Raw genomic sequence first — 14,440 nt, 5'->3', positions numbered from 1 at the left:
TCTTTACTACCCCTTTATTATGTAGTCTATTTGTTACAGTACCTGTGCTGTCTGTGAAGATAGTAAACTGTACCAATCGGAAACAGTTGGACGTTCTGCTAAATCTGCAAAAGTTATTTCTTTCCCTTCGCGACGCCACTTCTCTACTAAACTCATAATTCTGACCGAATCAAGTCCTCTATTTAGTAAGTCCTCATCAATATCAATACTCTCTACTGGCTCACGAAGTAGTTGTGCAACTAGTTCATGCACTTCCTGTATAGTGATTCCTTCACTCTCATCACTTTTTACACTTTGTAAATCTTTTAACAGTATGTTTGTTGATGTCGTTACTGCACATCTATTAGATGCATACTCCAATGCTTGTTTATGATGCTCTAATGAAAAATCAGCAACTGCATCTGCTACAAAGAACGGCTCTATACCATCCATAAATGCTTCGCAAGCTGTTAAAAGGCAGCCGATATGCGCATAAATACCGCAAATAATAAGTTGATCTCTTCCCTGTTCATTTAAAATTTCTAATAGATTTGTCTTTTTAAATGCACTATATCTCCATTTTGTTAAGAATATATCATCCTCATCAGGAGTAAGTTCACCGACAATTTTCTTTTTATCTGGTCCAGCAGGAATACCGTCCCCCCAGAAATCTTGTAATAACCCTCGTTGTTCTAACGTTTGTCCACCTGGTTGTGCTGTATAAACAACTGGTATACCAAGTTCCTTACATTTTTCTCTTATCACCTTAATATTTGAAATAAGTTCTACTTTTGGTGATTCTTTATCGCTATATGCATCAAGAAAATATTCTTGCATGTCATGGATTAGAAGAACCGCACGTTTCGGATCTGGTGTCCAGTTCACTTTATTTTTTGGTAGTTCTGATTCAACTGGCATTTTGTATACTGAAATAGATGGGATAGCCATCTAATCACTTCCTTCCAATTTTTATATTTTTTATTGTTTTACCGTAATAAGTTTTTCAGTAATGACTTTACGTAACTCTTTTTTGCTTACCTTTCCAACACCTGTTTGCGGGAATGATTCAATAAATTCAATTCGATCTGGAATCTTATAAGCTGCTATACCTCGTTCTCTTAAAAACATTTTTAATTCGCTTATTGTTGGAGCTTGTCCTCGAGCTATAACAAAGGCACAAGTACGTTCTCCTAAATAATCATCAGGCATTGATACAACGGCTACATCATGTACTGCATCATGTGCTAATAGATGATTTTCAACTTCTTCCGCAGCAACTTTCTCACCACCACGGTTAATTTGATCTTTATCCCTGCCTTCTACAATGATGTAACCTTGTTCATTTACTTTTACAAGATCACCTGTGCGATAAAATCCATCCTTTGTAAATGATCGTGCATTATGCTCTTCTGCTTTATAATAGCCACGAATTGTATAGGGCCCTCTTGTTAATAAACTACCCACTTCACCAGGTTTTACATCGTTATCATTTTCATCAACAACCCGTACTTCATCGAATGTAGACATCGGTCTCCCTTGTGTATGAATAATGATTTCTTCTGGATCATTTAATCTCGTGTAATTTACTAACCCTTCTGCCATACCAAACACTTGCTGTAACGTACATCCAAATGTAGGGCGAATACGCTTCGCAACTTCGGCACTAAATTTCGCACCACCTACTTGAATCACTTGCAAGCTCGATAAATCGTTATTACGGGAAGAGGCAGCATCAAGCCAAATCATTGCTAATGGTGGAACGAGCGCTGTAATCGTTACTTTTTCTTTTTCTATAAGAGCAAATGCCTCATCTGGACTCCCTCCAGTTGCCAACACTACCTTTCCCCCTGCATACAAAGTTCCAAATGTCCCTGGAGAACTCATCGGGTAATTGTGTGCTACTGGAAGAACTGCCATATAGACACTTTCTGCATTTAAATTACAAATTTCAGCGCTAACACGTAAACTATAAATATAGTCATCATGTGTTCTAGGAATTAATTTAGAAAGTCCTGTTGTCCCTCCTGATAATTGGAGAAACGCAACATCACTTGGCTGAACTTCTGGTAATGGAATGGAATCTATATACAGATTACTTATGTTCACAAACTCTTCTTCTTCTCCGACTACAATTACATGTTGTAAAGTTGGTACTTTCTCTTTCACTTCTCTTGCTAGTTTTCGATAATCAAAGCCAAGAGCCTTATCTGAAATAACGTAAGCACTCGCCTCACCAAACTCACAAAAATAACTAATTTCACTGCTTCGATGTGAAGGTAGTGCAAAAACAGGAAGTGCTCCAATTCGAAATAGCGCAAAGCATATTTCAAAAAACTCGATAATGTTAGGTAATTGGATTACAACTCGATCCTCTTGCTTTATTCCTAAATTCAGTAAGCCTGCAGCTAAGCGATCTACTTTTTTATCAAGCTCACTATATGTTATTTGCGTATCACCACTTACAACCGCAATTTCATCTCCATGCTTTTCAGCACGTTTTCTTAACAACGAACCAAAAGTTTCTCCAGGCCAACATCCTACTTCTCGATAACGATTTGCAAATTCTTTTGGCCATTCCGTATAACCTGTTAACATTCTTTCTTCCCCCTATTTTTCATTCAGCGAATTATCTCTTAACCCTAAAGCCTTCAGCATTGTTTGGAACTTAGCTGATGTTTCTGCTAACTCATCTTCTGGTTTTGACTCAGCAACCACTCCTGCTCCTGCAAATAATCGAAGTGTATTCTCTTGCACTTCAGCACAGCGAATTGTAACAATCCATTCACCATCACCATTTAAATCGCTCCATCCTAGCATTCCTGTAAAGAATTCACGGTCAAATGGCTCAATTTTTTGAATCGCCTCTCTTGCTTCTTCCATAGGCGTTCCGCAAACTGCTGGCGTAGGATGAAGACCAATTGCTAATTCCAAAGAAGTAGTATTTGGATCCTTTAGTTCACCTTTCACTTCAGTAGACAAATGCCACATCGCTTCACTATGAATAACGGATGGTTTTTCTGGAACGTGTAATGTATGACAGTATGGACGAAGTGCAGTAGCAACCGCTTCCACTACTACCGCATGTTCATGTAAATCTTTTGGAGAAGAAAGTAATTCCTCTGCTCTTCTTTTATCTTCCACTGGATCATCACTACGTGGTCTTGAACCAGCTAACGGATTAGAAATAACTTGCATACCATTACGTGAAACGAGTAATTCAGGACTTGCTCCAATTAACGTTTTAAAGTCTTCATTTTCATCTTTCGGTAAATTAACAGCAAATGTATAACCATGCTTATTATGCTCTGCTAATTCTCGAAGAAGTTTTTGCTTATCAATCTTTTCGGAAGATTCAACATCTAACGATCTAGATAGAACGATTTTCTTTAAATCGCCGTCCTGTATTTTTTCAATCCCTTGCTTCACACCATTCATATAAACTTCAGGAGCTGGAACCGGTGTCATTTCGAATGTCAGTTTCTCATTTCGTTTTATCTCATTTGTTGTCTCTAACTGTAAACGCTCAGTAATTCTACTATGTTCTGGTACGATAAGTTGAACTTCTTTTCTACGATCAAAAGGCAAAGCACCAACAACGATAGGATTCGGATTTCCAGCTTGTTTTGCATTACTTAATACCGCTTGTACAAGTTCTGTAAAACTTTCAATTTCATGATGTTTTACTGTAGTAAACTCTCCTTCTGTCAATATCGTTCGAGTTGGTGAAGCGAAAAAGAACGAAGATTCAGTTTTATAATCTTCTAATAATTTTTCTGACAGTTCCTTTACGGCTATAAGTTCATTCATAGTATTAAAACCTCCTGAATTTTTTATTAAACTCCCAATGTAGCTCCGCCATCGACACATAAATTGTGCATTGTAATATGACTCGCTTTATCAGAGGCTAAAAACAATACTGCTTCAGCAATTTCTGAAGGTTGTGCAATTTTTTGTAACGGAATACCGAGTCTATATGTATTTTGAGAACCAGCAATTATATTTTCAGCTCCATTCTCATCAGCCCATAATAATCTTTGCATTTCAGTTTCAGTAGAACCTGGAGAAACTAAGTTACAGCGAATATTGTATGCTGCAAGTTCTAACCCTAAACATTTCATAAACATCGTCGTTGCAGCTTTTGATGCAGCATACGCAGCCATCTCCATTCTCGGCGTATTTGCCGCATTTGAACCAACTGTAACAATTGCCCCTGACTTTCTTTGCATCATATATTTACTTACTGCTCGGCACATATAGAAAACTCCTGTAGAATTTACAGAGAATGTTTTATTCCATTCTTCATCACTTAAAGAGTGAATCGCTCCCATACGTAAAACCCCTGCAACATTTACTAATATATCTATCGGTGCTATATCATTTTCAATCCGTTCTACTACTTCTTCAACAGCGGCACTATCACTCACATCTAAACGAAAGGTTTTCACACGTGTTTCATTTAATTCATTTTGATTTAAGAGTACGTTTAACCCCTCTTCAGTTTGATCAACCGCAATAACTGTAGCTCCTCTTTCTAAAAACATTTTTGCTACAATACTACCTATACCTTGCGCTGCACCTGTTACTAAAACGGTTTTTCCATCAAATTCCCCTAGGCTCATTTCCTCTATCCTTTCATATAAAAATAAATCAAGTTTAATAATATAAATGATAACGATTTTCATTATCACTGATGATGTAAAAAATAATACACTTACTAAACTAATTGGTCAAGTGTACTTTTCATCAAATTAATATTTATTGATAATGTTTTTCATTTAATAATCTTACATCGCAATGATAATGTTTCTCAATAAACTTGTCAACCTATTTTTATTTTTCAGATAAAATATTTTAATACTTCTCAATACAATTACATTTAAAAGCATTAGTACGTACTTACATTAAAAATATAATTCATACTCCTCTTTTTAAAATTGAAGAAGATAAACTGTAGATACCTTCATTTTCAAAGCCTTACCAAAAAATCGATTATATATTTTCTCAACATTTTTCTGAAAATATCGAGAAAGTATATCTTGCAATTATTGATGCATGTCGTGTTTATTATTTAAGATTTAATACGTATTTAGAATATAATGTACCATCTTTTAATATTCCAATATAATCCAAATAGGTATTTCACTTACTTTTTTGTCTCAAAAAATTCCAAAGACTATATAACCTCGTTACAATCATTCATAAAAAAAACACCCTATTTAATAGGATGCTTTTTCGTATTTATAGTGTTATAGAAGATTTATATACTTATGCTACGCTGCGATACTCTTCTTCTTGTTCTTTTTTATGCTTAGGTGCTTGAATTAAAATTGCGATAACAAATGATACGACACATAATACACCGATCACCATGAAAGTTGGTTTAAATCCACCTAGAAGTGCACCGATAAAGGAACCTGCAAGTGCTCCAAATCCAAATCCTTGATACACAATTCCGTAGTTCTTACTATGGTTTTTCATACCGTAGAAATCACCAACGATAGCTGGGAAAATAGTGATATTTCCACCAAAGCAAAACGCTACGCTTGCTACACATACGAAGTAGATACCATAATTTAAATCTACGAAACTTAAAGCCAAGACTGAAGCTGCCATAACAACAAATGTACCAGTAACGATTTTTAAACGGCCGATTTTATCTGATAACGGTCCTAAAATAATACGACCTAATGTATTGAAGATTGCAACCATAGCCACCGCATTAGCTGCTGTCGCTGCGCTAAGTCCTACAAGTTGAACACCAATATCTTTTACCATACCAATTAAGTATAAGCCACTCATACATGATGTAAATAACATAATAAATAATAAGTATACTTGTTTTGTGCCTAACATTTCTTTCGTTGTATATTCCTGAGTTTTTGTTTCATGAACTGCACCTTGATCAGCAGCTTGATGGATTAAACAAGCGCCAAGGACAATCATAGCTGTAACAATTAAACCCCAGTATATAAACGCTTGTGATACACCAACTGATTCAATTAACTGTGCGTTAACGTATTTAAAGATTAAGCTACCTGAACCATATGCAGAGACAGAAATACCAGCAATTAGACCTTTACGCTTTGGAAACCACTTTATTAAATTGGATAATGAAGTGATATATGCTGTACCATCTGCATAACCTACAACAACCCCTGCTAGTACATAAAGCAATATTAATGAGGAAGCTTGTGAACTAAGTATTAATCCTAGTCCTAATGCTAGTCCAGCTATCATAATAAGTTTACGAAGTCCCCATTTTTCTTGCAATTTACTCGCAAATAAAGTTGAAAACGCTAAGGAAAGACTAGTAATTGAGAAAGTTATAGCAACAGCGTTTAAACTCCAACCATATTTACTAACTAAAGGCTGATTGAATAAACTCCATGTATATATCGTCCCAAGTCCCATTTGTACGATGACTGTGCCAAGGACAACAAGCCATGGATTAACATTTGATTTTTTCATATCATTCCGCCTCCTCTTTCTATTTCAATGCTTTTCGCTAAGTTTTCTTTTTTTAAGTTCATATTGACCACCTCATTTGATTTAACACCTTCATTGTATAAGATGTTCCTGTTTATGTAAGCACTTACAAGATAGAGCGTCAAAAATATGGAATCAGTTACAGAAAACGAAGGTCGAAATACAAAAAACGAATTATTAAATACGTAAGTAGCTATTATAATGTTTTGCATCCATACGACTTACAGCTGTTTTATCATCTCTCTTTATAAAAATTATGTCTCAAGTTTTATCATGGCTAGATTACAAAATTTTGATTTTCCTATACAACCAAAAAAAATATTTTTATACTACGATACACTTTATTTTTTATTAAATAAAAAATATTTTATTGATAAATGAAACTAAATATTCACTAATATATCTATACGTGGTTTAATATATATAATAAAAAAATAATTCTGTCTTTAATAAGGAGGTACTATGAAAGCAAACGTAGGGGATACTATACTTTTTCAACGAAATAATTTAAAGATTACAGGATCTGTATTAAAACTTTATACTGAATCGGTCTTAGTTGAAATTACAGATGTAAGCGGTGGTACTTTTGAATTTGATCGAACAATTGTAAATCATAAAAACTATAAAATTTTAAATACGAATACATAAAACAACAAAAAATAGCCCCTGCTCACCAGCAGCGGCTATTTTATATGAAAATACTTCATTAGTTTATATATCCTAAAACACTTACAATCTTACTCGCTTTTAGATTATTAATGTGATAATAAATTTCTAAACCTCTTCTCTCAGCTCGTAACACTTTACCTTTCATTTTTGATAAATGTTGCGAAACAGTCGATTGTGGAATATTTAGTAATTCTGTTAATTGTGTTACGTTACAAGTTTTTCTCGTACTTAATTCATTTACAATTTGTAATCGGATTGGGTGCGCCATAATTTTCAAAATATCTACATCTTCTTCTGAAACTAAACTTTTTCTCATTTCACTCGTATATGTTGTCATAAGACATTCCCCTTTTATATGAATTCCTCTTATTTAGATCTATTTCCAAAATATTTAAAACTCCGATGTGAAACCTTTATATAAAAATAATAGAATTTTAAATTTTTAAAAACAGAACGAAATACAATTCACTTTATTTATTTGGTACATATACATAATACAATGTTAATATGTGCTCTATGTGAAGTTAGCATATATTTATAATGAAGATTTTTCAAACAATTCACATCTAACTATATACTTCCTCATAACACTATCCAGTGATTTTAACATATTTTAGGCGTTTGTATATACTATCTACAAAATAAATGTTGTTTAGGGGGATTTCAAATGCCAACAATGTTACAAGAAGAAGTTGAAGAAGCTCGTGAAACATATGTCAGTCGTATCATATTAGTCAGTGGATCAGCTTTATTTTTAGTAGGTGGTGTTATATCGGCAATTTCGGCTTTTAAAGCTTATAATCGTTTGGAAAATACACCTCCTTCTCCAGATAACTCGTAGGTGCATTGTCTAATTCTGAATAACAAACAAATGCCACCTCTATAAAGAGGCGGCATTTGTTTTATCATAATTTTTATACTAAAAACTCGCAAACAATGCTTTAAGTATGAATTACAATTGAACTTACTTCACCACAAACCTAGTCTGACTACACCCATCCTTCTGCTTCGTTACTTCTAACACAGCCGGCATTGCGTTTTTCAGCTCTTGAACGTGTGAAATAACACCGATAAATCGGCCTGATTTTTGTAAGTCAATTAAGGCGTCAACTGCTTTTGTTAATGACTCCTCATCTAATGAACCAAAACCTTCGTCAATAAACATCGTTTCGATGGAAATACCGCCTTCATATGCTTGAATGACGTCTGCCATTCCAAGCGCTAAGCAAAGTGATGCATTAAATTTCTCGCCGCCAGATAATGTTTTTACATCGCGTGTTTGACCTGTATATGCGTCGTATACATCTAAGCCTAATCCACTTTGACGATTTCTCTTCTCAACTCGTTCACTTCGTTTTAAATAAAATTGTCCATTTGATAATTTACGTAATCGTTCGTTTGCAATTTGAACAATTTGTTCTAAATACTCAATTAAGATGTAACGTTCAAATGATATACGGCTTTCGTTATCACCTTTCATTACTTCATATAAATCAACAAGTTCTTGGAAAGCTTTTTCTTCCTCATGAATTTGTTCATCAATACGTCTAATATTTTCATGTAAATCAGAAATATATGTTACCGCAGTTTGCGCACGTTGGCGTTTTTCTTTTATTATATCGAGATTAATTTGTAATTCTGTTATGTGTTCACCTAACGCCGTAATATCCATGTACTCTTTATCTTTTAATTCAGCATGTAACTCTTCAATTTGTTTTGCAAGCACTTCAAGAGATGAATAATAACTTTGAATTTCTTTTTGTAACATCTCCATCTCAATATCACTTAATTTAGCCTCTTTATACGTGAATTGATCTGTAAATCCGCTCTGCTCAAGCTCTTTCATAAAGCGCGTGAAAGTCTCTTCTTTCTTCAATTTTGCACTTTCAAATTGATTAGAAGCACTTTCCTGTTCTGCTTGAATACGTATATTTTCATTTTGCCAATGTTGATACGCTTCCTGCACTTTCTTCCATTCGTCTTCCATTAATCTGAGTTCATGCTCAGCTTGGTCAAACTGTACTTTCCAAGCTTGGACTGTTTGTAAGTTTTCAGGAATATTTTTCTTATCATGTTCATATGACGTACGAAGCTGCATACACTCCATTTCTATACGGTGCTGCTCTGTTTCTACCTCACGCTTTTGCTTCTGAAGTGCATCTACTTTTTCTTCTACGCTTTTTATATTCACAGCAATTTGCTTACGCGTTTCTTCGCTTGCTTTTAACGTATTCACTTCAGTTACTAATTGTTTTCCCTTTTGAACAAGCGCACTATATGTTTCAGCTAATTCTTCCGAGCGATAGCCTCGCTTCTTAACCTCTTCTATTACTTGCTCATATTGAAGGTGATAGAAATTCCATTTCTCTTCTAATTGAATATGTAATTTTTCAGCAACATTTTTCTTTTCTCTTAAATCATTTAACTCTTTTTCATCGATTGCATCACTTTGCTCTGTAGCTTTTTTCGGATGGTTCGTACTACCACATACTGGACAAGATTCACCATCATGTAGATGAAGCGCTAATATACCAGCTTGTTCACTTAACCAGCGTCGTTCCATATTTTCATATGCGTTAACTGCCAATTGCATCTTATTATATGCCGCTTCTTTTTCTTTCTCGAATTTTTGCTTTTCTTGCCAAACATCAAATGCTTGCTTTAAAACTTTTGCATCTTCTCGCATATTCGTTAGTTCTTCTACTTTATCTACATATTGCTCAAGCGCTCTTTCTAATTGCTGTAATTCACTAGACATTAGCTGTTTTTGATTTGTATGCTCATCTAATTGTCGATCTAAGTTTTGCATACTTTCTTTTAATTTCCCTATTTGAATTTCTGCATTTTGTAAATTCAACTGTTTCTCAGCTAATGATGCAATAATCGGTTGTAACTCTTCTAATCTTTGAACAAGTTTTTTTGCATTTTCTCTCTCAGGTTCTTTATTCTTTACTACTTCATATTTCTCCTGAGCAAGTTCAAAGCTTTTCGTTACATTTTCTTTTTTAGCGATTATTTGTTTTAATAAACTTTCAGCCTTCTGCTCATTTTGCATTGCTTCTTCATACCATTGTTCAAATGGTAATAAGCGCTTCGCTTGTTCCGCACGTCTAAAAGATTTTTCTTTCATTTCAATAACGGTACGATTTTCTTGCAAAGTATTATATTTCTCATTCTTTTGTTGTAAATCTATAAATTTCTCATTTATGGATTTCGCTGCATGAAAACGTGTTTCAGCATCCTTTAATTGCTTCGTTTGAACTTCTTGTTCTACTTGTAATTGCTCAACTTCTGCCTTATACACATCTGTTTCTTGTTCTAACGCTTCTACTACTTGATGCGTATTTACATGTTCTTGTTCCACTAATGTCTCTAATAGTGCTCCATCGCGGATTGGTAATTTAAAAACATTACGGAAGTATAACTCTCGCTCTTTCTGCTTTTCTTGTAAAACGTCTTTCCATTGTTTTCGTTTTTGATCAAGTAACTCACGCATTAACTTATAACGATCCGTTTTAAAAATACGACGTAAAATTTCTTCTTTGTTTTCTGTCTCAGATGTTAATAGTTTTCGAAATTCCCCTTGTGGTAACATAACAATTTGGCTAAATTGATGTTTACTTAAACCGATTAAATCTTCCACTTTTTTATTTACATCCGTTACATGGAAACGATCAACAGCTGGAACCTTCTCTTCATCAATCACTTCATATAGTTCTACTGCATGTCCAGTAATTGTCTTGTTCCCTTGTTTTTTATGTCCAAGTTGTCGTTTTATTTCATAACGTTTCCCTTTTAACTGAAAGGTTAGTTCTACACTTGTATACATATTATCATCAGCAAATTGACTGCGAAGCATGCTCGTATCACTACGTTCTTCTCCGCTTGCCTCACCATATAACACATAACAAATCGCATCAAAAATCGTTGTCTTTCCAGCTCCTGTATTCCCAGAAATGGCGAAAATACGATGATCTCCAAGATCGTTAAAATCGATTACTTCTTTCTGTTTATATGGCCCAAATGCTGTCATAATTAGCTGAATTGGTCTCATCCTCGTTCACCTTCCCGTTCTTGCACTGTTTGCAAAACATCTAAAAATAGACGTTCTTTCTCTTCTGATAAATCTAAGCCTTTCATTTCTTTATAAAATGCTTTTAAAAGAGATAAATCATCCGTTTTATGTCTTGAAACAGTTACTTCATTTTCATCTGTGAACTCTCGTCTTTGCATAGATCTTTCAACATGCATTGCATTTGGATATACAGAACGTATTTTTTCCATTGGCTGCAGGACAGGGTTTTCATCTAATAATTTTACAAACACGTAATCTTCACTTACTGGATGTTGTAATAATTCATCTATTTTCGCTTCTACTGAACGCATTTTACGACGTGGTGTAAGTAAACGTTTTTCAATTGTTGTTTCACCTTTTTCATCCAGTTCCACAATATAATATCCTTTTTTATGCTTTTCTTCAGAAATAGAATATGCAAGTGGTGAACCTGAATATCGAATTGTCTCATTACGTACGAAATGCGCTTGATGTAAATGTCCAAGCGCTGTGTAATGAAACTTATCAAAATAATGACTATTTACGTATTCAGCACCACCAATTGAAAGTGGTCGTTCTGCATCACTTGTATTCTCTTCCGCTTCTCCCGCAGAAGTTACAAATGCATGACCAACAAATACATGTCTTGCTTCTTTATCCATCATTCCAGAAAGCTCATTCATAAAAATACGCATCGCATCATCATGAGAACGTACATCTTCGTTTTTCAAAACATGTCTAACTATGCTTGGATCCGCATATGGAACGAGATGGAAGTGAACTTCGCCATATTCATCATTTAATATAATTGGCTCATATGGAAATTGAAATTGTCCCACAATAAATAATCCTTGTTTCTTCATTAAACTACTTCCAAAATGAATACGATCTGGACTATCATGGTTTCCTGCAACCGCAATAACTGGTGTTTGTAAATCAATCACTATTTTTTGTAAAACATCATTTAATAAGTCTACTGCTTCCGTGGGTGGAATTGCTCGGTCATATAAATCCCCTGCAATAATTACGGCATCTGGTTTTTCTTCTTCAACAGCTTGTACAAACTGATCTAATACAATCTTTTGATCTTCAGTCATATACACGCCATGAACGAGCTTTCCTAAATGCCAATCCGCTGTATGAAATAACTTCATAGTTTCCTGCTCCTTTTAATTTACTGATTTTAGTGATACGAGTTGATAGTTTATTGTAGTTTTTCCGTTTTCCCACTCTAACTTTTGTATCATTGCACTACCAATTCTTTCTTCATTTGATTTATATAAAGGCAATATTTCTTGAACTGTAAATAAGTGATAACCATCCAATTTTAATTGAAATATGTTTTCTTCTATATGTAATCTTACTTCTTTTTCATTTGAAATAATTTTTGTGTGCATCTCAAATTTCATGACAGATACAACCCCTTTTTCTAATCTCTACACTATTAATAGTATATTGGCTATGCAAGATTGACAAGTAAATACACGGCAAAACACACACTTTTCTACTGTTATATGTTTTTTATTTTTACATATAATACGGTATGTGAAATTTTATTTATTGTAAAAATAAAAATGTATAATGTGACATCTTTATTTTTGTATAAAGTCTTTCATTACATAATATAAAACTGTAATGAAAACGATCGCTACAAAAAATGAAAATACTGCGATAATGTACCCATCCTTATTTAATAAAATGCAAAAAGAAATAGATATGATAAAAATCGGAAATACAAGTCGTACTTTATCCTTCACTTCCTCTGTCGTATCTGTATGATGAAAATACTGCGTTATCCCTATCATTAAAGAAGACAAAATAATCACCGACAATAGTAAAGGTCCTGGCATTCCGATTTCTCCTTTCTCTATTTCTAATGAAAAGCAATTTTTCTTTCATCATAATCACTTCAAATACTCTTTTTGAAGTGATTATGCATAATTTACACATATATAATAGCGTGTTTATCATGATAATTTCAAATAATTACAATTACAGTAATGTTGTAATATTCATTTTCAACCTCAGAAATCCTGCAAATATATCTCGTCAAAATATGCGGTATACAAATTAACACGTACCGTCAACTTTAGACAAAATTTATAAAGGACATTTCAGTACGTATCAAGAATTAAGAATAAGAAGATATGTAAGGGAGGATGAATTATGACTGAACACGTTTTATTTTCTGTTAGTGAAAACGGCGTTGCATCAATTACTTTAAACCGCCCAAAAGCACTTAATTCTTTATCTTATGACATGTTACAACCAATTGGGAAAAAACTGAAAGAATGGGAACATGATGAGCGAATTATGCTGATCGTATTAAAAGGAGCTGGCACAAAAGGTTTTTGTGCAGGCGGTGACATTAAAACTCTTTATGAAGCACGTTCAAATGAAGCTGCATTACAGCATGCGGAACGTTTCTTTGAAGAAGAGTATGAAATTGATACATATATTTATCAATATAAAAAACCAATCATCGCTTGTTTAGATGGAATTGTAATGGGCGGTGGTGTCGGTCTTACAAATGGTGCGAAATATCGAATTGTAACTGAGCGTACGAAATGGGCAATGCCAGAGATGAATATCGGCTTCTTCCCAGACGTCGGTGCTGCTTATTTCTTAAATAAAGCTCCAGGATTTGCTGGCCGATATGTTGCTTTAACAGCATCTGTTTTAAAAGCTTCTGACGTATTATTTATAAACGCTGCTGATTACTTTATAACATCTGATTCATTACCAAATTTCCTTACTGAACTTGAAAGTGTAAATTGGCATAAAGAAGATGATGTACATACTAATTTAAAAGAAGTCATTCGTACATTTGCAACTGCTCCAAGCTTAGAAAGCGAACTTGCTCCTTCATTAGAAGAAATAAATTCACATTTTGCATTCGATACAATTGAAGAGATCATCCATTCATTGGAGAAAGATCAAAGTTCCTTTGCTTTAAAAACGAAAGAAACGCTATTATCAAAATCTCCTATTTCGTTAAAAGTAACATTAAAACAGTTTATTGATGGACAAGATAAGTCCGTTGAAGAATGTTTTGCTACCGACCTTGTACTTGCTAAAAATTTCATGAGACATGCGGATTTCTTCGAAGGAGTACGTTCTGTTGTCGTTGATAAGGATCAAAATCCGAATTATAAATATAAGCAGTTAAGTGATGTTTCAGAAGAAGATGTAAATCGATTCTTTAACTTACTTAATGCATAATAAGGTGAAACATTAATAAGAGGGGGTTCA

13 protein-coding genes are annotated in these 14,440 nt (G+C 34.0%); 3 read left to right on the top strand and 10 right to left on the bottom strand.

Annotation, left to right across the window (positions count from 1 at the left end; genetic code table 11):
• Positions 1-33 precede the first annotated feature (33 nt).
• The 5 genes from J0835_RS11445 to J0835_RS11425 all read right to left on the bottom strand — a co-directional run bounded on the left by J0835_RS11445 (position 34) and on the right by J0835_RS11425 (position 6,447).
• Entirely contained in the window at positions 34-927 is an 894-nt protein-coding gene (locus tag J0835_RS11445) for an isochorismatase family protein (protein WP_087980364.1), read from the bottom strand.
• A 30-nt stretch (positions 928-957) separates the two neighbouring features.
• Positions 958-2,574: a (2,3-dihydroxybenzoyl)adenylate synthase gene (locus tag J0835_RS11440; RefSeq protein WP_087980363.1), complete on the bottom strand. Its 1,617-nt coding sequence runs from the start codon at positions 2,572-2,574 to the stop codon at positions 958-960.
• Between the two features lie 12 nt (positions 2,575-2,586).
• Entirely contained in the window at positions 2,587-3,786 is a 1,200-nt protein-coding gene (gene dhbC / locus J0835_RS11435; protein WP_087980362.1) for an isochorismate synthase DhbC, read from the bottom strand.
• Between the two features lie 26 nt (positions 3,787-3,812).
• Positions 3,813-4,598, bottom strand: coding sequence for a 2,3-dihydro-2,3-dihydroxybenzoate dehydrogenase (gene dhbA, locus J0835_RS11430; protein ID WP_087980818.1), 786 nt, complete (start codon positions 4,596-4,598; stop codon positions 3,813-3,815).
• Between the two features lie 646 nt (positions 4,599-5,244).
• Entirely contained in the window at positions 5,245-6,447 is a 1,203-nt protein-coding gene (locus J0835_RS11425) for an L-lactate MFS transporter (RefSeq protein ID WP_087980361.1), read from the bottom strand.
• A 480-nt stretch (positions 6,448-6,927) separates the two neighbouring features.
• Between J0835_RS11425 and J0835_RS11420 the strand changes: the two genes are divergently transcribed.
• Entirely contained in the window at positions 6,928-7,113 is a 186-nt protein-coding gene (locus tag J0835_RS11420) for a YkvS family protein (RefSeq protein ID WP_000646788.1), read from the top strand.
• A gap of 58 nt (positions 7,114-7,171) precedes the next feature.
• Here the strand turns inward: J0835_RS11420 and J0835_RS11415 are convergent, their stop codons facing one another.
• Positions 7,172-7,471, bottom strand: a complete 300-nt coding sequence (locus J0835_RS11415; RefSeq protein ID WP_000214798.1) for an ArsR/SmtB family transcription factor — start codon at positions 7,469-7,471, stop codon at positions 7,172-7,174.
• A gap of 330 nt (positions 7,472-7,801) precedes the next feature.
• Here J0835_RS11415 and J0835_RS11410 point away from each other — a divergent pair, with 330 nt between their 5' ends.
• Positions 7,802-7,975, top strand: a complete 174-nt coding sequence (locus J0835_RS11410) for a hypothetical protein (protein ID WP_001142749.1) — start codon at positions 7,802-7,804, stop codon at positions 7,973-7,975.
• 123 nt (positions 7,976-8,098) lie between these two features.
• Here the strand turns inward: J0835_RS11410 and J0835_RS11405 are convergent, their stop codons facing one another.
• From J0835_RS11405 to J0835_RS11390, 4 genes are all read right to left on the bottom strand, one after another.
• Positions 8,099-11,188, bottom strand: coding sequence for an AAA family ATPase (locus tag J0835_RS11405; protein WP_087980360.1), 3,090 nt, complete (start codon positions 11,186-11,188; stop codon positions 8,099-8,101).
• Entirely contained in the window at positions 11,185-12,342 is a 1,158-nt protein-coding gene (locus J0835_RS11400) for an exonuclease SbcCD subunit D (RefSeq protein ID WP_087980359.1), read from the bottom strand. Before J0835_RS11400 ends, J0835_RS11405 begins: the two co-directional genes overlap by 4 nt.
• 15 nt (positions 12,343-12,357) lie before the next feature.
• Positions 12,358-12,597 (bottom strand): DUF2584 family protein, encoded by a 240-nt coding sequence (locus J0835_RS11395; RefSeq protein ID WP_000667347.1) that lies wholly within the window; start codon positions 12,595-12,597, stop codon positions 12,358-12,360.
• 183 nt (positions 12,598-12,780) lie between these two features.
• Positions 12,781-13,038 (bottom strand): hypothetical protein, encoded by a 258-nt coding sequence (locus tag J0835_RS11390; RefSeq protein ID WP_046955733.1) that lies wholly within the window; start codon positions 13,036-13,038, stop codon positions 12,781-12,783.
• 316 nt (positions 13,039-13,354) lie between these two features.
• Between J0835_RS11390 and J0835_RS11385 the strand changes: the two genes are divergently transcribed.
• Positions 13,355-14,410, top strand: coding sequence for an enoyl-CoA hydratase/isomerase family protein (locus tag J0835_RS11385; protein WP_087980358.1), 1,056 nt, complete (start codon positions 13,355-13,357; stop codon positions 14,408-14,410).
• The last annotated feature ends 30 nt before the right edge of the window (positions 14,411-14,440 follow it).

Origin of the sequence: Bacillus cereus group sp. Sample62 (assembly GCF_036851315.1) — a bacterium.
Classification (GTDB): Bacteria; Bacillota; Bacilli; order Bacillales; family Bacillaceae_G; genus Bacillus_A; species Bacillus_A wiedmannii.
This window is presented reverse-complemented; position numbering and strand designations above follow the sequence as displayed.

What these genes read in the sequence shown, in the direction of transcription:
- J0835_RS11445 (WP_087980364.1), bottom strand. Translation starts at nt 927, where the DNA reads ATGGCTATCCCATCTATTTCAGTATACAAAATGCCAGTTGAATCAGAA.
- J0835_RS11440 (WP_087980363.1), bottom strand. Translation starts at nt 2,574, where the DNA reads ATGTTAACAGGTTATACGGAATGGCCAAAAGAATTTGCAAATCGTTAT.
- dhbC (WP_087980362.1), bottom strand. Translation starts at nt 3,786, where the DNA reads ATGAATGAACTTATAGCCGTAAAGGAACTGTCAGAAAAATTATTAGAA.
- dhbA (WP_087980818.1), bottom strand. Translation starts at nt 4,598, where the DNA reads ATGAGCCTAGGGGAATTTGATGGAAAAACCGTTTTAGTAACAGGTGCA.
- J0835_RS11425 (WP_087980361.1), bottom strand. Translation starts at nt 6,447, where the DNA reads ATGAAAAAATCAAATGTTAATCCATGGCTTGTTGTCCTTGGCACAGTC.
- J0835_RS11420 (WP_000646788.1), top strand. Translation starts at nt 6,928, where the DNA reads ATGAAAGCAAACGTAGGGGATACTATACTTTTTCAACGAAATAATTTA.
- J0835_RS11415 (WP_000214798.1), bottom strand. Translation starts at nt 7,471, where the DNA reads ATGACAACATATACGAGTGAAATGAGAAAAAGTTTAGTTTCAGAAGAA.
- J0835_RS11410 (WP_001142749.1), top strand. Translation starts at nt 7,802, where the DNA reads ATGCCAACAATGTTACAAGAAGAAGTTGAAGAAGCTCGTGAAACATAT.
- J0835_RS11405 (WP_087980360.1), bottom strand. Translation starts at nt 11,188, where the DNA reads ATGAGACCAATTCAGCTAATTATGACAGCATTTGGGCCATATAAACAG.
- J0835_RS11400 (WP_087980359.1), bottom strand. Translation starts at nt 12,342, where the DNA reads ATGAAGTTATTTCATACAGCGGATTGGCATTTAGGAAAGCTCGTTCAT.
- J0835_RS11395 (WP_000667347.1), bottom strand. Translation starts at nt 12,597, where the DNA reads ATGAAATTTGAGATGCACACAAAAATTATTTCAAATGAAAAAGAAGTA.
- J0835_RS11390 (WP_046955733.1), bottom strand. Translation starts at nt 13,038, where the DNA reads ATGCCAGGACCTTTACTATTGTCGGTGATTATTTTGTCTTCTTTAATG.
- J0835_RS11385 (WP_087980358.1), top strand. Translation starts at nt 13,355, where the DNA reads ATGACTGAACACGTTTTATTTTCTGTTAGTGAAAACGGCGTTGCATCA.